Here is a 19,692-nt window from a genome sequence, read left to right as displayed (position 1 = left end):
TTTTTTGAGGCTTTTTTTATGAAGAAAAAAATAGTAATAGTTTTTATTGTCCTAGCAGTATTGAAAACTTTTCTTTGGATGTTTGATATACTTAGGTTTTATAATTATCCAACCCTTGCTAACGAACCTAATTTAAAACAAGGAGCTAAATTTGTTTGGTCAAGTTTTGTTAAACCTGAAAGATTAGATTTTATCTGTTTTGAAGTAAAAAGTGATACATCGAATTATGAGGTTGCTATGAGGCTGGTTGGTTTGCCTAATGATGTTTTAGAGATAAAAAAAGGAACTTTGTTTGTGAATAATATCAATATTGATAAGGGTCTTGATTTAAGGAGATTGTATAAGTTTGAAAGAAATTATTTTGATTCTCAAATTTCTCCGCATATTGAAAGTAATCAGTTTTATTATTCAATTTATTCGGATTCAATTTCTGTTTTTATTGATGACAATAAAGTAGAAGAACTAAATTTGAAGCTTAATCCAGAAGTCATGAGTGTTGATGCTATTGATGAGTTAGTGAGTTTGGAGTATGGCAAGAAATGGAATTCTGATAATTTTGGGCCAATACATATACCTGAGAACAAATATTTTGCAATAGGAGATAATCGTTCAAATTCGTATGATTCTAGATATCTTGGATTAATTTCTGAAGAGAATATTTTAGGAACAATAATTTATATTTACCAGTAATAGCATAATGACAACACACCAACTCACTGAGCAAATCAAAAAAAAGAAATCCTTTTTATGTATAGGATTAGATGTTGATTTAAACAAAATACCACAACACTTACTACAAGAGGAAGATCCTATTTTTGCATTCAATAAAGCCATTATTGACGCTACACACCATTTGTGTGTTGCCTATAAACCCAATACAGCATTTTATGAAGCTTATGGACTTAAAGGTTGGAAAGCGCTTGAAAAAACCATAATGTATCTTAACGTAAAGCATCCTGAAATCTTTACTATTGCTGATGCAAAACGTGGTGATATTGGTAACACAAGTACCATGTATGCTAAAGCTTTTTTTGAAGACCTTGCTTTTGATAGTGTAACCGTAGCACCTTACATGGGAAAGGATTCTGTAGAGCCATTTTTAGCTTTTGAAAATAAACACACTATACTTTTGGCGTTAACTTCTAATGCAGGTGCTTTTGATTTTCAAACCAAAAAGATTGATGAGGTTGAGTTGTACAAACACGTTTTAGAAACCTCAAAAACTTGGAATAATTCCCAAAACTTAATGTATGTGGTTGGTGCTACAAAAGCTGAATATCTAGCTGAAATACGCAAGATTATTCCTGAGAGTTTTCTTTTAGTGCCAGGAGTTGGTGCTCAAGGCGGAAGCTTGCAAGAGGTTTGTAACTACGGAATGACCAACAATGTAGGTTTGCTTATAAACTCTTCACGAGGGATTATATATGCGTCTAATGGAGAAGATTTTGCCCAGGCTTCTGCTGCAAAAGCTAAAGAACTTCAAGAACAAATGGAGAGTATCTTAAATTAGAAGTTAACTTATTTCTAATTTAAGTATCTTATCATGATGTATAAAGACCAACTCAATAGAACATTTCAGTTTACAACAACACCAAAGCGAATAGTTTCTTTGGTGCCAAGTCTTACAGAGTTAATTTGCGATTTAGGGTTGGAAGCATCTCTTGTAGGTGTTACTAAGTTTTGCGTGCATCCTCAGCATATAAGGACTAATGTTGCTGTAGTAGGAGGAACAAAACAAGTTCATATTGATAAAATAGAAGCGCTTCAACCAGATATAATTCTTTGTAACAAGGAAGAAAATACCCAAGATATTGTTGAGAACTGTTCTATAGTTGCTCAAGTGCACATAAGTGATATTTACACCATTGATGATTGCTTAGCGCTAATTACAATGTATGGTGAATTGTTTGCTGTAGAACAAAAAGCACAAGAATTGGTTAAAACGATAACTGCAAAAAAAGCAGATTTTTTAAAAACTATAGATAATAAACCTAAACCTAAAGTTGCTTATTTAATTTGGAAAAACCCTTGGATGGTGGCTGCACAACAAACGTTTATTGATTATATGCTTTCAATAAATAATTTTGAGAATGTTTTTGGCGCGTTACAGCGTTATCCTGAAGTGGATTTGAAAGATGAAAAGTTTAAGGATGCAGAATATGTTTTTTTATCTACAGAGCCTTATCCTTTTAAGGAAAGTGATGCCATAGCTATCCAAGCATCGTACCCAAATATTAAAGTGATTTTGGTAGATGGTGAACTGTTTTCGTGGTATGGTTCAAGACTCATTAAAGCTTTTGATTACTTTAAAAAGCTGCATCAAGAGTATTTGAATTAGAACGTTTTAAGCTCAATATTCTTTTTTTGAGTTTAGAAGCTTCATGGTATAAAAAGTCGCTCAAACCAGAGTCGGTTTGGGTAACGTTATACGCTTCCTCAATAAAGTTTAAATACGTACTTTCTAATTCTTTTAGATTCAAAACCTTCCCAAGGTTTGGTCTAATTCTTCCTACTTTACAAAAATGTGTGTTCATAAACTTGTTTTTATATAAATACGAGTCAATGAACCTTTTAGACTAGCGGTAAAGGTTAAATAATTGTGAAATATAAATTAAGAGCGAAAAATTATTGAATAAAAAAATCCGTAGAGAAATTCATCTACGGATTTTTTTAAGGCTAAAAAGCAATAATTTTAGAAAGCACCAATAAAGTGATTTCCTGGTTTGTTAATTAGTTTTGCGCCTTCAGTTACTTCACCAGTAATGCTATTGATGATGTAGATGTTTCCATCTTGACCTACAGGAGCAACTGTTACATACACATCATTACCATCAACTACAAAACCTTGATATTGAAAAGCGTATAAGTCTACATGGTAAGGTAAATCTACTTGTTGAGCGGTTGCAGAGTTCAAATCTACACGAGCTAAATAGCTTTGTTGTTGATTTGAAAGTGATGATGTTTGTGCTCCATCATGAGTATAATGAACAAAAGCAATTCCATTTCCAGCATATCTCCAGTTTTGAATATATGATCCAGTTACACCTAAAGCAGCGTCAAGACTGAAAACAAATGTGTTATCATACTCATTGTTTTGGTTTATTTTTAAAATGTGAGAACCTCCAGAATCTCTTTGAGTCGCTTGGTAAACGTTTCCATCTTCAGCAACAAAAGCATTAAAACTTCTGTACCCACTAGTATCTCCATAACCTACAGTAGAAGTAATAATTGTTGGGTTGTCTAAAGAAGGATAATCAACAACAATTGACTTAGAGCCTAAACGTTCATAATCTGATTCGCTATTTCCTGTTTCAGGATTAGTTTTACGCATCCAAGTACCAATAATCAATTTGTCGCCTGCTGCATTTAATACTGGTGAATCTAATCTAAAAATGTAATGACCTAAAGCTTCTTCTTCCGCAGAAAGAGGAATTTCATAAGATTTAGTTTCAGAGATTAAAGCGTTAACTAGATCTAAAGATAATACAGTTGCAGTACCTCTTGTGTATAGGTAGTTACCATCATTGTCTGAATTTACCTGTGGTGAAGTAACATTAACAGCAACACCTGTTTGATCTCCATCAAAAAGTTTTGCCCATCTTGGGTTTGTCCCTGCATATTGTGAAATATTTACAGTACCACCAATAGGACTAAAGTCTTGTCCGCCACCAACAACATATTTTTGGAACTCACCACCATTGCTACCACCATAAGCAATATTGAAAAAAGTAGAACCATCAACTGAAGATTGTAAACGTGCAGTTCTAGCAGATTGAACTAAATATCCGTTTTCAAAAACATCAAATGTTTTATTTGGGTCTTGTGCATCTTGTTTGCTTATAGAGTATACCAAAGTACCTCCATTACCATCTCCTGGAGTTCCATCATCTGTTCCCATTATGGCTCCAGCAACAGTAATCCATCTGTCTTCAGTTTGGCCTGAACCATCTGGAGTACCACCATTATCATCGTCACTACTACAGCTAGTTGTGAAAAATAACGTACTTAATGCTACTGCAAAAGTTAAAAGTTTAAAACTATTTCTTTTCATTGTATATATATTAAAGGTTATTGATTGTATAATTTAATTTTATGTAAAAGGCTCTTCCTGGTTTTTGAACTGCAAAATTGTCAAAAGCTCTTTTGTTGAATATGTTTTTCATGTCTAAGCTTAATACTACCTTTTTACTTGGAAACATATAGCTTACTCCTGCATCATGAATAAACTGTTGAGGAACATCAAAAAAATCTGTTCCAGCGTTGTTTCCGTAAGGTTCTAGCAAGTAATTAAAGGTGTCAACAAACATGAAATTATAAAACAGGTTTAGCTCAGCTTTTTCTTGAAGAATGTTTTTAAATTGGTACTGAGCGTTTGTGTTAATTGTAAATGTTGGCTCGTTTGGTACTTTTCGTTCGTTAAATTGATTCTTATAAGTAAGGTCTAATTTTGAAGCGTTTAGTACTATTCTTAAATTGTTGTTGTATGTATAGTTTAACTCGGCATCTATTCCTTTTGAAATAACATCACCTTGATTTTCAAAAGGTAAAACTTGAACATTGCTATTTAATGATGTTTGTACTTGTGTGCCAATTCTATCTTTAATGTTTCTGTAAAATAAATTGGTAGCTAATGATAAGTCGTGTTTTTTTATGGTGAATGTCCCAAGTTTTAAGCCTAAGTTAATATTGTTGCTTGTTTCAGGTCTTATGTTTGGGTTTTCAATAATGTTATCTCCAGCATCACCAAATACTTCGTTTTCGGTTGGGAGTCGTACAGCCTTTTCTGCTGAAGCTAAAACTGTAATTAAAGGTGATATTTGGTAGGATGTAGCGACACCATAACCTTGAATGCTGGTGTTGTTACTTACAACATCTTCAACATAAGTTGGTTCGTCATCAATAGTTTCAACCGTTGGGTTTGTTCTTTCAATATGTTGTTGATAGTTTTTTCCAAAAACAGAAGCTTTTAGCTTGTTGTTGAATGCATTAAGTTCATAACTCAATGAGGTTATATTTTTGTGTAAATAACGAGTACCCATAAACCTTCTTTCTAGAACAGAGCGTATTTCATCATCATCCTTTCTATCTACAGCTGAGAATAGGTGGTTTAATAAAAACTTATGGTTTTTATTTAAACTATAGGAAAGACCAATTCGTATAGAGGAAACCTTTCGATTAATGTTTGCAATAGTTGGCTCGCCTTGTTGAGCGCCTTGAGGTCTTAAAATAGGTTGACCATTCAGGTCTAAGCTTTTTTCGCCATACCAATTATAGTTCCATTTTACGGTATCGTTGATTACTCGATTTCGTTCTCCATAAAGTCCATGTAAGTTGAAGTCTAAGCCTTTAGTTAAGATGTCTTTTTTAGAATATGTTAAGCTTACGATGCTTGCATCAGCTTCAGTAAAACGACCTTTGTAAGGAATGGTCATAAAAGCACCATGTTGTATTTCGTTGTAAGAGTCTGAACCTGTAAAACCAATTAAGAATTTATCAGCCCATTTAACATCAGTAAAACCTGCTTCAATAATTCCGCCATAAGATCTAAAGGCATCATTAAAACGTTTGGCACGAACATACTGTAATTGTCCATTGGGTTGTATGTTGTATACATTTGATCCCCAAACTTCATAATCATTATCTGAATAATTAAAAAACCCAGAAGCTTTGATAGTAAAGCCTGAATTTTTAAAACGGTAAAGCCCATTAAAATTTAATTGAGAGGTATTAAATGAACCGTAAGAAGCGGATGCCGTAAAGCTGTTTTTGGCATCCTCTTTTAGTACAACATTAATAGCTCCTCCTAGAGCATCATTTGATAAATGCCCAGGAACAACACCTTTGTAAACTTCAATTCTCTCAATCATTGAAGGAGGGATGCTGTTTAAATTGAAAGAAGAGCCATAAGTGGAAATTGGGATGCCATCAATAAATATGCGTACAGCATTACCTGACAATCCATTTATATTGTAGTTAACAGCAGAACCTAAACCTCCATTTTGTCGTATTCTAACACCTACAGTTTGATTAAGAAGCTCGTTTGTTTGTATGTTTCTAATACCAGCTTCTTTAGTTTTAATTACGTCAACAGCAAATCCTTGCGTCTCAACAATTTTTTCTTTGGATTTACCAACAACTAGAACTTCTGAAAGTTCTACGTCTTTACTTGACTCTACAGTATAATTTACAGTTTTATTTTTGGTGTTTACTTCAATTGTAAATGTTGTGTCAGTAATCTCTATTGATGTTACTTCTATTTTATGAACTCCATAAGGAACTTTTCTAAATTCAAAAACTCCATTATCATTTGTGGTGCTAAACTTATTGAGTTGTTTTATATATACATGTGCATTAATTACTGGAGCGCCATTTTTTAAAGTTATTGTGCCTGTAATAGTACTGGTTTGAGAGTATGCTAGAGCAGAAAATAAAAAGAAAACAAAGCTAAAAAAACGAGTCATTTATTATGTTTGAGGCGTTAAAACGCTGCAAAGTTAAGTCTATTTAGAATTAATCCAAATAAAAACTAAAAATAATAATTGATTTTTGTATCTGTAATTTTTTTAACTATTTATTAGTTGATTTGTTAATTATAGATAGTATAAAATAGTGAGTTCTTATAAAATTAATGTTTTTATAAGTATAGTAAAAAGTGGGAGTGAATTATCTGTTTAAATATTTCAACTTATTGAGCTTATCAAGTAATTTTATAGCTCTATATTCAGAAATGTCACTGGTTGCAGAATCTGTTTGACGTAAATTGTAGGCTTGTTCAATAAGTTGCTTGTAGCGAATTTGCAACTTTAGCTGGTGCTTTTTTATTTTGGATAAATCTTTCATTCCTACAGCTTTAGAGTGTTAAATATATTCAAAAAAAAATTATTCGGCAACTTAAAACTTAAAATTGTTAATAAAAAAATCGACCCTAGGAGCAGGTCGATTTTTCAAACTAACTTTTCTAATTTAATTTTAGTGAAGGATATTCTCTTTTGCTAACACTGCAAAGATGCGGCTTAATCTAAAGACTAATGTTATGTTAATATTAGGTTTGGATTAAGAATCATTTAATAAATTTAAAAGAACTAAAACTCTCACTATGAAACAACTACTGCTTTTTTTAATACTTGTCTTTTCTCCGGTTTATATAAACGCACAAAACAATGCGTGTAATTGCTGTACCGAAAAGCATACAGAGTTTGATTTTTGGATTGGTAATTGGGAAGTGATAAAACCTGATGGAACACCTGCAGGCACAAATGTTATAGATAAAATACAAGACAATTGTATTTTACGAGAAAACTGGACAAGTGCAACAAAAGGGTATACAGGTACTAGCAATAACTTTTATAACACTACAACCAAACAATGGGAACAACTTTGGATTGATAACCAAGGACAGAGTTTGCACTTAAAAGGGAATAGGGTAGGAAATCAAATGATTTTAAAATCGGATGTTGCTACAAACAAAGCTGGTCAACCTTATTACCATCGTGTGACTTGGACTGCTAATGACGACGGAACCGTTAGGCAATTATGGGAAACTATTACCAATGACAATTCAGTAACCGTTGCTTTTGATGGTTTGTATAAAAAGGTAAAATAAGTGCTTTAAGAATTGCTTAGTCTTGTAAAGCGAATACTTTTTTAAGCAAATCAGTAGTACGTGATGACACTTTATTTCTGATTTCTTTTTCCTCAACAGCAATCATTGTGTAAACACCTTTTAGTGCTTCGCCTGTAACATAATCAGTTAAATCAGGGTTTACGTTATTAGTAAAAGGAATGCTGTTGTATTTATTAATAAGATTTGCCCAAATTTGGTCAGCACCAACTTTAGTAAACGAATTATTAATTACAGGGTGAAACTTGTCGTACAATGCAGTTTGGGTTTTGCCTGTTAGATATTGAGTAGCAGCATCGTCATTACCAAGTAAAATGTTTTTAGCGTCATTAAAGGTGATGTCTTTAACTGCACTCACAAAAATAGGAGTTGCTTCGCTAACCGCATCTTCAGCAGCTCTATTCAAAACCTTTAAACCTTCATCTGCAAGGTTGTCTAAACCTATATCGCGTAAAGCTTTATCTACTTTTTGAAGTTCTTCAGGTAATACAATTTTTACCAATTCATTCTTGAAAAAACCATCCTTTTGTGTCAGCTTGCTAACCTGTTTGTCTATTCCTTGGTCAAGTGCCTCACGTAAACCAGAAGCTATATCAGCATTGCTAAGTACACTACCATCTTGAGGAAGTTGGTCAATTACGTTTTGTAATTCGGCACAAGAGTTAAGAGTAAAAATTGCAAGTAAAATAAAAAGTGACTTTTTCATAGGTATGATTTTTGGTCAAATTTACAAAAGCAGTTTTTTATAATACAAGTATTATTGAAAATATTAACACACCAATTATTTAGTAGTCATTCAATTAAAATTAAAAAATATAATTAAAACACTATTTTAGCACAATAGTTGTTATGACACTAGTGTTATATTGTTATTTATTATGAAAATTGATTATTTACTTAAGAATTTTTTAATTGCATTTATTGTATTGCCAGTTATGGCGTTGGGACAAATAAATGTTTCTGAAAAGGTTCAAGTCTCTAAGTCTGCAAACAACTCTGAAAATGCGTTGTATTTTATTGATTTTTGGGCTACTTGGTGTGGACCATGTGTGTATGCCAAAGAATATTTAGGTGTGCTTCAAAAACAATATCCTAATGATTTTTATGTGGTTTCAATTTCGCAGGAAAACCCTGAATTGGTTAGAAAATATTTGAAAAAACGCCCTACAGATTTAGCGGTTTTTGTGGATTATGAAGGTGAAACATTTAATAAGCATAATATAAGACTATTGCCTCATGGAATTCTTATGAATGCTGATGGAGATGTTTTGTGGGAGGGTAGTCCTACTGATTTTAAAGCGTCAGATTTAGCACGATTTTTACGCAGTAACACAAAGAAGAAGCATGTGGACAAGTTCTTTAAGGATAAAGGTGCAAAGACTGAAAATATTGAGACTGTTTACCAGCCCAAATCAGCTTTTGAAATTAAAACATTAAAAAAGGAATCTTTCGATTTTTTACAAATTCAAGAACGTTCAAATTATGTTGAATTTAAGGGGAGTGTTAAAGATATTCTGGCTTACAACCTAAAGGTTTATAAAAGCCAAGTGAAGTTGTCTGACGATTTAGACCAGCAATATCATATGTGTATTTCAAAAAGCAACAATCCTTATGGTAACCATACAGCTGAAATTATTGATGCTTTAAAACTAGAGATGTACCATTCCGAAGTAAAAGGGGAAGCAATGGTTTTTGATATTGAGAGTATCACGTTTTGGGATACAAATCAGATAGATTGGGGAAGAGATACAGCTAAATATTTAATCGATGAGTATCAAATACAGGCAGATAATGTAACTTTTAAGGAGGTGTTGTACCAACTATCACAAGTTTTAGAGAAGCCAGTTGTAACGGTTCAAGATATTACTGATACTGCTGAGCACGATTGGTCTATTCATTACAAGTTTTATGATTTGATGCAATCGGATCTATTGGATAATTACGGGATTAAAGCTGAAGCAAAAACAACTAGTTATAAGTTATATACGCTAACAAAAAAAGCTCCTTAAAGGAGCTTTTTTTGTTTCTATAAAAAAGAAATTAGTTGTTAATTACTCTAAACTCAGTACGTCTATTTCTTTGGTGTTCAGCTTCTGAACAATCAACACCATTAGAACAACGGTTAGTAAGTCTAGACTCTCCAAAACCTCTTGCTGTTAATCGGCTTCTAGAAACACCCTTAGATACTAAATAGTTTACTACAGAGTTTGCACGTTGCTGTGATAAAGATCTGTTGTAGTCATCGTTACCTCTAGAGTCAGTGTGAGACATAATTTCTATGCTTACGTTAGAGTCGTTTAGTAATGGTAATAATGTTTCGTCTATTACTTTTTTAGATGCTGGTGTTAAACGAGCACTTGCAAGTTCATAAAATATTGGTAAAACAGTTGGATTTAATAATTCACATTCAACTTCTTCCCAAGTTGTAATACCACCTTTTTTAGCTAAAACTGTTCTGGTTACTGTTTCGTATTTAGCAGGCACAGTTACGCTAGTTGTTGTAGCAGGAGTTTCAACTACTTGACGTGTAATAGTAGTATATTCCGCAGGAATTTCAATTTCGTCCATTCTTGCAGGAGTCTTAATCACACGCTTTTTGTAAGTTGTTGATTGCTCATCAACAGGAATTCCGTTAGTAGTTGCGTCACTAGCTAAAGTAGTGAAAGGCACATCTCTAAATTGTGCAGGATACTCCACAAAACAAGCAGCAACACAGTCTTCTTTGTTAACTGAAGGGCAATCCTCTAGTATTTTGTATTCCCATCCTGAAGTTTTTGGGTAAACCTCATATGTGTTAGAGTCTTTTCCAAAGGTTGCTGGTACAACTCTTAAGTCAGTTCTTCCTTCCTTTTTTACATAAGGAACTTCAACGGTTTCATAAACTGCTGGTGTGTAAACATACTTTTTTGATGCTTCTTTAACCAATACAGTTTCTTCAACAGTTTTGTAAACAGCTGGAACAACTTGTAATGTAGTGTAAGCAGGATAAACTTGTAGCGTTTCTTCTACTTCTTTAAATTCGTCCTTAGTGATACACTTAACGTAGCATTTACCTGGTTCAGGATTTTCCGGTAGGCTTGAGCCTGAGAAAAACTTATACCTGCTAAAAGGAATAAGCCTAATAATAATTTTTGTTTCATAGAATAAAAATTAGTTAATGGTTATAGTTTAATTTTTACGGTTTTTTTAATGACCGCATTCATTAGACCCATAAATAACTGATGCGTCACTTTTTTAAATCACTAATTATCTATTTTTACAACTATTGAATTGATTGTTTCTCATATTTAGTGTTAAATTGTTTAATAAAATTTAATAAATGTTTGCTTTTGATGGTTTTTAATTAAAAAAATAGTCGGAAGTGTTAAAAAATGTTTTTTATGCAATTGTAAATCAATAGGTTGCTTTTGTATTAAAATTCGCACTAGACTCTAGCTTTAAGTGGAGTGTAATTGTAAAAGGTTATAATTTATAGAGTTAGAGGTTTGTTGCTTTGATGTGATAAGTGATTTGATGATTTTTTAGAACGAAGACTTTAATAAGGCCTCTTAATTCATTTTCTAGATGCTATTGATGATTATATACCTACTCTCAATTTTTGTATTAGATATTTTGGTATAAATCGAGTATTTTTTTGAATATTCCGTAAATTTGTGCCTCTTATAATTAGATTTTTTGTCAATGAAACAAATTCCGCCATATAAACCAAAGTATAAAGTACGTATTGTCACAGCAGCCTCTTTATTTGATGGACATGATGCCTCAATAAATATCATGCGTCGTATTATCCAATCTACAGGTGTTGAGGTTATTCATCTTGGACATGACAGAAGTGTTGAAGAAGTAGTAAATACAGCTATTCAAGAAGACGCCAATGCTATTTGTTTAACTTCCTACCAAGGAGGTCACAATGAATATTTTAAATATATGTATGACTTGCTTAAAGAGCGAGGAGCAGGACATATTAAAATCTTTGGAGGTGGAGGAGGAGTAATCCTTCCTTCAGAGATTAAAGAGTTAATGGATTACGGGATTGCTAGAATCTATTCGCCTGATGATGGTCGTGAAATGGGACTTCAAGGGATGATTAACGATTTGGTACAGCAATCAGATTTTGCTATTGGTGACCAACTAAATGGTGAAGTAGCGACTTTAGAAGAGAAAAACCCAAAAGCTATTGCACGTGTTATTTCGTCTGCTGAAAACTTCCCAGAAGTTGCTAAAGGAGCTTTAGACGAAATTCATGAGAAAAATAAAACGTCTAAAACGCCTGTATTAGGAATTACAGGAACTGGTGGTGCCGGAAAATCTAGTTTGGTAGATGAGTTGGTGCGTCGTTTTTTAATTGACTTCCCAGAAAAAACTATTGGCATTGTTTCGGTTGATCCGTCAAAACGTAAAACAGGTGGTGCACTTTTAGGTGATAGAATTCGTATGAATGCTATTAATTCACCACGTGTATACATGCGTAGTTTGGCAACGCGTCAATCTAATTTAGCCTTGTCAAAATATGTAAACGAAGCTGTTGAAGTATTAAAAGCAGCGCACTACGATATCATTATTTTAGAAACGTCTGGTATTGGGCAAAGTGATACCGAAATTTTAGAGCATAGCGATGTGTCCTTGTATGTGATGACACCAGAATTTGGTGCAGCAACACAGCTGGAAAAAATTGATATGTTAGACTTTGCTGACTTGGTTGCGATTAACAAATTTGATAAGCGTGGTGCATTGGATGCGCTTCGTGATGTGAAAAAACAGTACATGCGTAACCACCAATTGTGGGATACCAATCAAGATGATTTACCTGTTTTTGGAACAATTGCTTCGCAGTTTAACGATCCAGGAATGAACACGCTTTACAAAGCGATAATGGATAAGGTGGTTGAAAAAACTGATGCTGACCTGAACTCAACTTTTGAAATTTCAAAAGAAATGAGTGAGAAAATCTTTGTAATTCCACCAAACAGAACACGTTACTTATCAGAGATAGCAGAAAACAATCGTGCGTATGATAAAACAGCTAACGAGCAAGTTGAGGTAGCTCAAAAACTATATGGTATTTATAAAACTATTGGTTCGGTTGCAGGAATTTCAAACGAAAAGGAATACGCATTTTTAGATAACAAAGGCATTAATCAAGATGAGATTCTTGAATTGGTTAAGAGTGATAACGATAAAGCGTTTTTAGATCTATTAATCAAAGAGTTTGACCGTGTGAAAATGAATTTAGATCCTTACAACTGGGAAGTTGTAATAGGTTGGAATGAGAAGGTCAATAAATACAAAAACCCTGTTTACACATTTAAAGTAAGAGACAAAGAAATTAAAATAGACACGCATACCGAGTCTTTATCACATACACAAATTCCAAAAGTTGCTTTACCAAAGTATCAAGCTTGGGGCGATATTTTACGATGGACACTTCAAGAGAATGTACCTGGAGAATTTCCGTATACATCAGGATTGTATCCTTTTAAACGAACAGGAGAAGATCCTGCGCGTATGTTTGCAGGAGAAGGTGGTCCAGAGCGTACCAACAAACGTTTTCATTATGTAAGTCAAGGTATGCCAGCTAAACGACTATCAACAGCTTTTGATAGTGTTACGCTTTATGGTAACGATCCAGACTTACGTCCTGATATTTATGGTAAAATAGGAAACGCAGGTGTATCTATTTGCTGTTTAGACGATGCAAAAAAACTCTACTCTGGTTTTAACCTAGCTGATGTGATGACTTCGGTAAGTATGACTATTAATGGTCCTGCGCCAATGTTGTTAGGGTTCTTTATGAATGCTGCCATAGACCAACAATGTGAGCTTTATATCAAAGAAAACGGTTTAGAGAAAGAGGTTGAAGCAAAGATTGCCAAAATATATAAGGAAAAAGGCGTAGAGCGTCCTAAATATAATGGTGAGCTACCAGAAGGTAATGATGGTTTAGGCTTGTTTTTATTAGGCGTTACTGGTGATCAAGTATTGCCACAGGATGTTTACCATGATATAAAAACACGTACCATTGCACAAGTTCGTGGTACTGTACAAGCTGATATTTTAAAAGAAGATCAAGCGCAAAATACGTGTATTTTCTCTACGGAATTTGCACTGCGTTTAATGGGAGACGTACAAGAGTACTTTATTGAAAATAATGTGCGTAACTTCTATTCGGTGTCTATTTCTGGATATCATATTGCAGAAGCAGGAGCCAACCCTATTACGCAATTGGCATTGACATTATCTAATGGTTTCACTTATGTAGAATATTACTTAAGTAGAGGTATGGATATTAATAAGTTTGGTCCAAACTTATCATTCTTTTTCTCTAATGGTATTGATCCTGAATATGCTGTTATTGGTCGTGTGGCGCGTAAAATTTGGGCAAAAGCCTTAAAGCATAAGTATGGTGCCAACCCAAGAGCACAGATGTTGAAATACCATATACAAACTTCAGGTCGTAGTTTGCATGCTCAAGAAATTGACTTTAACGATATTCGTACGACACTTCAAGCCTTGTATGCTATTTATGATAACTGTAACTCGTTGCACACAAATGCTTATGACGAAGCAATTACTACGCCAACCGAAGAGAGTGTGCGTAGAGCAATGGCTATTCAGTTGATTATTAATAAGGAGTTAGGGCTTGCTAAAAACGAAAACCCAATACAAGGGTCGTTTATTATAGAAGAGCTTACCGATTTGGTAGAAGAAGCGGTATTACTAGAGTTTGATAGAATTACAGAACGTGGTGGTGTACTTGGCGCTATGGAAACTATGTACCAACGTAGTAAAATTCAGGAGGAAAGCTTGTATTATGAGACTTTAAAGCACAATGGTGATTTTCCAATTATTGGTGTAAACACCTTCTTGAGTAGTAAAGGGTCGCCAACGGTACAACCTGCTGAAGTTATAAGAGCTACAGAAGAGGAGAAGCAATACCAAATACAAACCCTTGAGAACCTACATAAGAGTAATGATACCAAGGCATTGCTAAAAGCGCTTCAGCATAAAGCGATTAATAACGAAAACATTTTTGAAGCCTTAATGGACGTTTGTAAAGTGTGTTCTTTAGGACAAATTACTGAAGCTTTATTTGAAGTAGGCGGACAGTATAGACGTAATATGTAGTGTATTTTTACACCTTAAGATATAAGAATCCCGAGTGTTTGCTCGGGATTTTTTATGGAATTAACCTAACATAAAGGGTTGTTTGTAAATTTATGTTGGAGTTTTTAATTTGCTACACGAGTAATTTATATAACTACTTAATCTTGCATAAAGCTATTAACATCCATATACACCTTACTGACCAAAAAATAATTTGATTTTGTAAGAAATTTACTAAATAACTAATTCATTTGCTATATATTAGATTTTTTTTGAATGTACAATTGTTAACCCAAAACAAACCCTATGAAATACTTATACAACAAAAAACAGTCCTTATTATTTTTATTAATGCTTGTAGTTACTACTCATGTTTTTTATGCTCAAGAACCGCACAAGGAATATTATGATGATGGAACAGTAGCTAGAACGGGTTACTATAAGGATGATAAACGCGTTGGCGAATGGAAATTTTATCATGAGAATGGAAAATTAGCATTGGCAGGAAAGTTTGAAAACGGTAATACTGTTGGTGTGTGGAAAAGCTATACAGAAAGTGGTAAATTATCTGGTGAAGGTTATTTTGAAAATGGCATTGAAATAGGTGAATGGAAGTATTATTATGAAACAGGTCAATTAGAAAAAGTAGTACTATATAATGCTAATAAACAACTAGATGGTGTATATAAAAAATACCATGAGAATGGTAAATTGTCTACCGTAGGAACCTTTGAAAATAATGTTCAGGTAGGGGAATGGAAAGTATATCATGAAAATGGTCAGTTAGCTGAGGTAGGAGTTTTTGAAGCTGGTGAACATGAAGGTCTGTGGAAGTTCTACCATGAAAACGGTCAATTATCTGAAATAGGATATACAGAAAATGGTAAAAAAATAGGTGAATGGAAATATTATTATGACAATGGCAAATTATCTGAAATAGGAACTTTTGAGGCTGAAGGATCACAAGGAGTGTGGAAGTCCTACCATGAAAACGGTCAATTATCTAAAATAGGATATATAGAAAATGGTAAAAAAATAGGTGAATGGAAATTCTACTATGACAATGGTCAATTATCTGAAAAAGGAACTTTTGACGCTGAAGGATCACAAGGAGTGTGGAAGTCCTATCATGAAAATGGCCAATTATCAGCTGTCGGAATACGTGAAAATTATAAAAAAGATGGCGAATGGAAACATTATCACGATAATGGGCAGTTACAGGAATTTGGGAATTTTACTAACGGTAAAGCCACAGGAGAGTGGAAAATTTATCATAGAAACAATGCTCTTTACCAAATAAGACTATGGGATGATGGTAAGTTTATGGATATTATTTCTTGTTATGATAATAAAGGCAATAAACTAGACAAAGGCACCTTGGTACATGGTAATGGTACTGTAAATTATTATGATGAAAACGGTAAACTAACCGAAACAAAAACATTTGTAGATGGTTTAGAACAAAAATAATGAGTTATTAGCACTCTCTTAAACTCAGAGTTCTAAAACTAAATATTAGATACGTAATCGTTTGTTCTTATCGATTGTTAAACACCTAATTACAACGTCAGCATCCAAGTATGTTGAAGCTTTTTAAAGGTTTTAAGCTCGCGTCTTAATAACGGAATGTAATCTTTACCGTTACTGTTGCATTTTTCCAAACGACGACAGTTGCTGTACAAACGGTTGGTAAGCTGTCTTACCGATGCCATGTGTTTGTGTTTTTTATCTGTGTGACGTTCTTGTTCGGCTTTAGCGATTTCAGGTGCTAAAGAAATAGACTGTTGTACGATGTCTCCAGAGAAGTAGATGTGTTCGTTTTCTGAACCATCTTTATGCAAATATGACAAATCGTGGTTTAAGTAGGTAGAGATGCTTCTAGACAGTACAAAAATATCCATAGCCTTTTGATATATAGGCAATTCTGATAGATGAGATGGTAAATGAGGTAACATAGTATGTAATAGCAATTTATATCAAAATTAAGCACAAGAAATGAGATTCTACTTTTGATATTAAAGCAATATGTTATATTTGCTTTAAATATTAAGTTATTTTTTAATTTCTCTTTAAATGAGTATAGATAGATTAAACTGGAAGATTTTAAAGTGTTTGCAGGACAATGCAAGACAGTCTAACGCTGAAATTGGTAGGCAAGTTGGTATTACTTCGCCAGCAGTTTCGGAACGTATAAAAAAGATGGAAGATGCAGGTATTATTGAAGACTATTACACATCAGTTTCTTATTTTGAAGCAGGTTATCAATTAAAGGCTATTATTACCTTACGCGCTTTTATGGGAAAGCTAAAGCCTTTTTTTGAGAAGGTAAAAACCTATGATGAGGTGTTGAACTGCTATCGTATTACAGGAAACGAAAATATTGTAATGGAAGTGGTCCTTAAAAACCAAAAGCACTTAGAAACCTTTATTGACCAGTTGATTATATATGGAGAAACCAAAACGCAAATAGTGCTTTCGCAAGTGGTAAAGAATGGAGCGATAAAGCCATTGAAGTAATGGCCTTATCGTTATAGGTTAGTTTCCATATGCTCAGCAATTAGTTTAGCATGTACTCTTGAGTTTTCAATAAACCATTTGTGGGTTTCGGTTCCTCCACAAATTACACCTGCAAGGTAGAGTCCTTGTACGTTGCTTTCCATGGTGTCAGGATTGTACTTCGGAAAGAAATTTCCATCATTAGACAAGGTAACTCCTGCTTGTTCTAAAAACTGAAAGTTAGGTTGGTAGCCTGTGAGAGCCACTACATAGTCGTTAGCAATGGTTTCAGTGCCTTTAGGTGTGGAAATGATTACCTGATGTGGTGTAATTTCTTTGATTTCGGAATTAAAATAGGCTTTAATGCTACCTTCTTCAATTCTGTTAATGATATCAGGTCTTACCCAATATTTTACACGTTCGCCAATAGTTCCTTTACGCACTACCATAGTAACGTTTCCACCTTTACGCCAAATTTCAAGTGCAGCATCAACTGCAGAATTGCTAGCGCCAACCACAATAACATCTTGCATACTAAAAGGATGCGCTTCTTTGTAGTAATGTGACACTTTAGGTAAGGACTCACCAGGAACATTTAAAAGTTTTGGGATGTCGTAAAACCCTGTGGCGATCACTACTTTTTTTACACTGTAGTTGGTTTTGTTTGAGGTAACCTGAAATTGGTTGTTTTGCTTTTGTATGGCTGTTACTTCTTCATACAGGTTTATGTTGAGCGTGTTAGATGTTGCTACACGACGGTAATATTCCAAGGCCTCGTCTCTATTTGGTTTTGGGTTATTGCTTATAAATGGAATGTTGTCGATTTCCAAACGCTCCGAAGTGGAGAAAAAGGTCATGTTTAAAGGGTAGTTAAACAAAGAGTTGGTGAGTGCTCCTTTTTCGAGCACGATATAATTCCAACCTCTTTTTTCACATTCCAAAGCGCAGGCAATTCCAATAGGACCTGCTCCAATAATTAGTATATCTGTTTGTGTCATTAATATTGTGTTGCTACTAAATTAAGGTTATTCTTCTATTTTTTGAAATCTCATTTTACGCTTTAACATTAAAAGTATGGCAATACATACTACCATCACTAAAGACACAATGTACCATGTGTTGGTAAAGCCTACCAATTCCACCATGTGCATTCCTGAATTGTGCCCAAAGATATGTGCTATAGCAAACGCCATACTGTATAAAGCCATGTATTCGCCTTGGTTGCCTTGTTTTGCACGTTTTAAGGCAAAAGCATTAGAAAAAGGAAAGGCAATCATTTCGCCAATGGTCATAAACAACATCCCAATAACCAATACACCAACCCAAGTGGTAACATTAAGCACAATAAAGCTTATAAGTGTTAATACAGCTCCAAAGGCTACTAAACCTGTTTTGGTGTATTTAGGAGATTCGAGCCATTTTACTAGAGGCATTTCAAATACAGCAATTAATAAACCGTTCATTCCCATGAGTAATCCTATTTTAAATTCTGATAATACATGTACGTCTTTGTAGTACAGTGGCATTGTTGAGAAGTACTGGAGAAAGGCAATACTAAATAATACCATAGCTACTAAAAAGATAATGTACTTTCCGTCTTTATAAGCCGATTTAGGGTTTTGAGAAACGATGTTATCCTGAACTCTGGCAGTTTTAGGGTTGAGTACCTTGAGTAATAGGAAACCTGCAGCTATACAAGTAATACCATCTACCCAAAACAAACCACCATAACCCAATGTAGCAATAATTAATCCGCCAATGGCAGGACCAGCAGAAAATCCAAGGTTAATAGCCAAACGAATAAGTGTTACTGAGCGTGTTTTGTTTTCAGGCTTACTGTAAGCACTTAATGCTACAAACATTGCAGGACGAAACATATCGGCTACTGCAAGGAGTAAAAATATACCTAGCATGATACCATAGTAGGTGCTTATAAATTGTAAGCCAATGAATAGAAGCCCTGACAATACTAAACTAATTACCATTACTTTGTAATACCCAATTTTGTCGGTGAGTTTGCCACCAAGCCAAGACCCAACTACTGAACCTGCACCAAAAGCACTCATAATCATACCAACATCAGAAAGACTAAAGTCTAAGCTTTTATTGAGATATAATGATAAAAACGGAATAACCATGGTACCAGCTCTGTTAATGAGTGTAATGAGCGATAACCACCATACTTCTTTAGACAACCCACTAAATGTGTTTAGGTAGGGTTGTAATAACTTGTTGTTTAAAAAATAAATAAACTTCATTGTTTGATTGATTGTTATAAAAGTAAAAAGTCCGACGCTAGCGTCGGACTTTTCTATATTGATTAATTGTATTCAACTATCACTACAATATATAGCAAGCCCGACTTCGTTGAGAAGAGGTATATTTTTGCTTTACAATTGTATTACAGTTGAACATGATTTTTTCTTTATTGCTCTTCAAAGCTAGGTAAAAAAAGTTTAAGTTGTATTTTT

The 19,692-nt window shown here is 33.9% G+C and carries 17 protein-coding genes; 8 read left to right on the top strand and 9 right to left on the bottom strand.

Going from position 1 to position 19,692, the window contains the following annotated elements; all coding sequences use genetic code 11:
• The first annotated feature begins 18 nt into the window (after window positions 1-18).
• The 3 genes from lepB to A8975_RS13255 are packed head-to-tail and all read left to right on the top strand — an operon-like array spanning window position 19 to window position 2,338.
• The gene (lepB, locus tag A8975_RS13265) at window positions 19-690 is read left to right on the top strand and encodes a signal peptidase I (protein WP_131507860.1); all 672 of its coding nucleotides are present in this window, start codon (window positions 19-21) and stop codon (window positions 688-690) included.
• A gap of 7 nt (window positions 691-697) precedes the next feature.
• Window positions 698-1,510 (top strand): orotidine-5'-phosphate decarboxylase, encoded by an 813-nt coding sequence (gene pyrF / locus A8975_RS13260; protein WP_134201090.1) that lies wholly within the window; start codon window positions 698-700, stop codon window positions 1,508-1,510.
• A 33-nt stretch (window positions 1,511-1,543) separates the two neighbouring features.
• Window positions 1,544-2,338, top strand: coding sequence for an ABC transporter substrate-binding protein (locus tag A8975_RS13255; RefSeq protein ID WP_134201088.1), 795 nt, complete (start codon window positions 1,544-1,546; stop codon window positions 2,336-2,338).
• Here the strand turns inward: A8975_RS13255 and A8975_RS13250 are convergent.
• From A8975_RS13250 to A8975_RS13235, 4 genes are all read right to left on the bottom strand, one after another.
• Complete coding sequence (locus tag A8975_RS13250) at window positions 2,307-2,534, bottom strand: Lacal_2735 family protein (protein ID WP_129761580.1); 228 nt, start codon at window positions 2,532-2,534, stop codon at window positions 2,307-2,309. The two genes, A8975_RS13255 and A8975_RS13250, sit on opposite strands and share 32 nt — an antisense overlap.
• Window positions 2,535-2,692: 158 nt before the next feature.
• Window positions 2,693-4,051: a hypothetical protein gene (locus tag A8975_RS13245; protein WP_129761581.1), complete on the bottom strand. Its 1,359-nt coding sequence runs from the start codon at window positions 4,049-4,051 to the stop codon at window positions 2,693-2,695.
• 10 nt (window positions 4,052-4,061) lie between these two features.
• Window positions 4,062-6,461 carry a TonB-dependent receptor domain-containing protein gene (locus A8975_RS13240; protein WP_134201086.1) on the bottom strand — a complete coding sequence of 800 codons (2,400 nt, stop codon included), beginning with the start codon at window positions 6,459-6,461 and terminating at the stop codon, window positions 4,062-4,064.
• 202 nt (window positions 6,462-6,663) lie between these two features.
• Complete coding sequence (locus A8975_RS13235) at window positions 6,664-6,840, bottom strand: Lacal_2735 family protein (RefSeq protein ID WP_129761583.1); 177 nt, start codon at window positions 6,838-6,840, stop codon at window positions 6,664-6,666.
• Window positions 6,841-7,096: 256 nt separating this feature from the next.
• On the opposite strand from A8975_RS13235, the gene A8975_RS13230 reads away from it, so the two are divergent.
• Window positions 7,097-7,603 carry a hypothetical protein gene (locus A8975_RS13230; protein WP_129761584.1) on the top strand — a complete coding sequence of 169 codons (507 nt, stop codon included), beginning with the start codon at window positions 7,097-7,099 and terminating at the stop codon, window positions 7,601-7,603.
• A 16-nt stretch (window positions 7,604-7,619) separates the two neighbouring features.
• On the opposite strand, the gene A8975_RS13225 is transcribed toward A8975_RS13230, so the two are convergent.
• Window positions 7,620-8,327, bottom strand: a complete 708-nt coding sequence (locus A8975_RS13225; RefSeq protein ID WP_134201084.1) for a DUF4197 domain-containing protein — start codon at window positions 8,325-8,327, stop codon at window positions 7,620-7,622.
• Between the two features lie 172 nt (window positions 8,328-8,499).
• Here A8975_RS13225 and A8975_RS13220 point away from each other — a divergent pair, with 172 nt between their 5' ends.
• Window positions 8,500-9,630, top strand: coding sequence for a TlpA family protein disulfide reductase (locus A8975_RS13220; protein WP_134201082.1), 1,131 nt, complete (start codon window positions 8,500-8,502; stop codon window positions 9,628-9,630).
• A gap of 31 nt (window positions 9,631-9,661) precedes the next feature.
• On the opposite strand, the gene A8975_RS13215 is transcribed toward A8975_RS13220, so the two are convergent.
• Entirely contained in the window at window positions 9,662-10,546 is an 885-nt protein-coding gene (locus tag A8975_RS13215; protein WP_243832988.1) for an OmpA family protein, read from the bottom strand.
• 756 nt (window positions 10,547-11,302) lie between these two features.
• On the opposite strand from A8975_RS13215, the gene A8975_RS13210 reads away from it, so the two are divergent.
• Window positions 11,303-14,746: a methylmalonyl-CoA mutase family protein gene (locus tag A8975_RS13210; protein WP_134201078.1), complete on the top strand. Its 3,444-nt coding sequence runs from the start codon at window positions 11,303-11,305 to the stop codon at window positions 14,744-14,746.
• Window positions 14,747-15,031: 285 nt separating this feature from the next.
• Window positions 15,032-16,195 (top strand): toxin-antitoxin system YwqK family antitoxin, encoded by a 1,164-nt coding sequence (locus A8975_RS13205; RefSeq protein WP_134201076.1) that lies wholly within the window; start codon window positions 15,032-15,034, stop codon window positions 16,193-16,195.
• 89 nt (window positions 16,196-16,284) lie between these two features.
• Here A8975_RS13205 and A8975_RS13200 read toward each other — a convergent pair whose 3' ends face one another.
• Window positions 16,285-16,680, bottom strand: coding sequence for a hypothetical protein (locus A8975_RS13200; protein WP_131507836.1), 396 nt, complete (start codon window positions 16,678-16,680; stop codon window positions 16,285-16,287).
• Window positions 16,681-16,798: 118 nt separating this feature from the next.
• Between A8975_RS13200 and A8975_RS13195 the strand changes: the two genes are divergently transcribed.
• Window positions 16,799-17,242: an Lrp/AsnC family transcriptional regulator gene (locus tag A8975_RS13195; RefSeq protein ID WP_129761596.1), complete on the top strand. Its 444-nt coding sequence runs from the start codon at window positions 16,799-16,801 to the stop codon at window positions 17,240-17,242.
• Window positions 17,243-17,253: 11 nt separating this feature from the next.
• Here the strand turns inward: A8975_RS13195 and A8975_RS13190 are convergent, their stop codons facing one another.
• Both A8975_RS13190 and A8975_RS13185 read right to left on the bottom strand, forming a co-directional pair.
• Window positions 17,254-18,219, bottom strand: coding sequence for a YpdA family putative bacillithiol disulfide reductase (locus A8975_RS13190; RefSeq protein ID WP_134201074.1), 966 nt, complete (start codon window positions 18,217-18,219; stop codon window positions 17,254-17,256).
• A 27-nt stretch (window positions 18,220-18,246) separates the two neighbouring features.
• Window positions 18,247-19,479 carry an MDR family MFS transporter gene (locus tag A8975_RS13185; RefSeq protein WP_134201072.1) on the bottom strand — a complete coding sequence of 411 codons (1,233 nt, stop codon included), beginning with the start codon at window positions 19,477-19,479 and terminating at the stop codon, window positions 18,247-18,249.
• Window positions 19,480-19,692 lie beyond the last annotated feature (213 nt).

Source organism: Meridianimaribacter flavus, from assembly GCF_004366715.1.
Classification (GTDB): Bacteria; Bacteroidota; Bacteroidia; order Flavobacteriales; family Flavobacteriaceae; genus Gaetbulibacter_B; species Gaetbulibacter_B jejuensis.
This window is presented reverse-complemented; position numbering and strand designations above follow the sequence as displayed.

Coding starts and splice junctions, on each gene's coding strand:
- A8975_RS13240 (WP_134201086.1), bottom strand. CDS start 6,461: ATGACTCGTTTTTTTAGCTTTGTTTTCTTTTTATTTTCTGCTCTAGCA.
- pyrF (WP_134201090.1), top strand. CDS start 698: ATGACAACACACCAACTCACTGAGCAAATCAAAAAAAAGAAATCCTTT.
- lepB (WP_131507860.1), top strand. CDS start 19: ATGAAGAAAAAAATAGTAATAGTTTTTATTGTCCTAGCAGTATTGAAA.
- A8975_RS13185 (WP_134201072.1), bottom strand. CDS start 19,479: ATGAAGTTTATTTATTTTTTAAACAACAAGTTATTACAACCCTACCTA.
- A8975_RS13225 (WP_134201084.1), bottom strand. CDS start 8,327: ATGAAAAAGTCACTTTTTATTTTACTTGCAATTTTTACTCTTAACTCT.
- A8975_RS13230 (WP_129761584.1), top strand. CDS start 7,097: ATGAAACAACTACTGCTTTTTTTAATACTTGTCTTTTCTCCGGTTTAT.
- A8975_RS13220 (WP_134201082.1), top strand. CDS start 8,500: ATGAAAATTGATTATTTACTTAAGAATTTTTTAATTGCATTTATTGTA.
- A8975_RS13205 (WP_134201076.1), top strand. CDS start 15,032: ATGAAATACTTATACAACAAAAAACAGTCCTTATTATTTTTATTAATG.
- A8975_RS13250 (WP_129761580.1), bottom strand. CDS start 2,534: ATGAACACACATTTTTGTAAAGTAGGAAGAATTAGACCAAACCTTGGG.
- A8975_RS13210 (WP_134201078.1), top strand. CDS start 11,303: ATGAAACAAATTCCGCCATATAAACCAAAGTATAAAGTACGTATTGTC.
- A8975_RS13200 (WP_131507836.1), bottom strand. CDS start 16,680: ATGTTACCTCATTTACCATCTCATCTATCAGAATTGCCTATATATCAA.
- A8975_RS13195 (WP_129761596.1), top strand. CDS start 16,799: ATGAGTATAGATAGATTAAACTGGAAGATTTTAAAGTGTTTGCAGGAC.
- A8975_RS13190 (WP_134201074.1), bottom strand. CDS start 18,219: ATGACACAAACAGATATACTAATTATTGGAGCAGGTCCTATTGGAATT.
- A8975_RS13255 (WP_134201088.1), top strand. CDS start 1,544: ATGATGTATAAAGACCAACTCAATAGAACATTTCAGTTTACAACAACA.
- A8975_RS13245 (WP_129761581.1), bottom strand. CDS start 4,051: ATGAAAAGAAATAGTTTTAAACTTTTAACTTTTGCAGTAGCATTAAGT.
- A8975_RS13235 (WP_129761583.1), bottom strand. CDS start 6,840: ATGAAAGATTTATCCAAAATAAAAAAGCACCAGCTAAAGTTGCAAATT.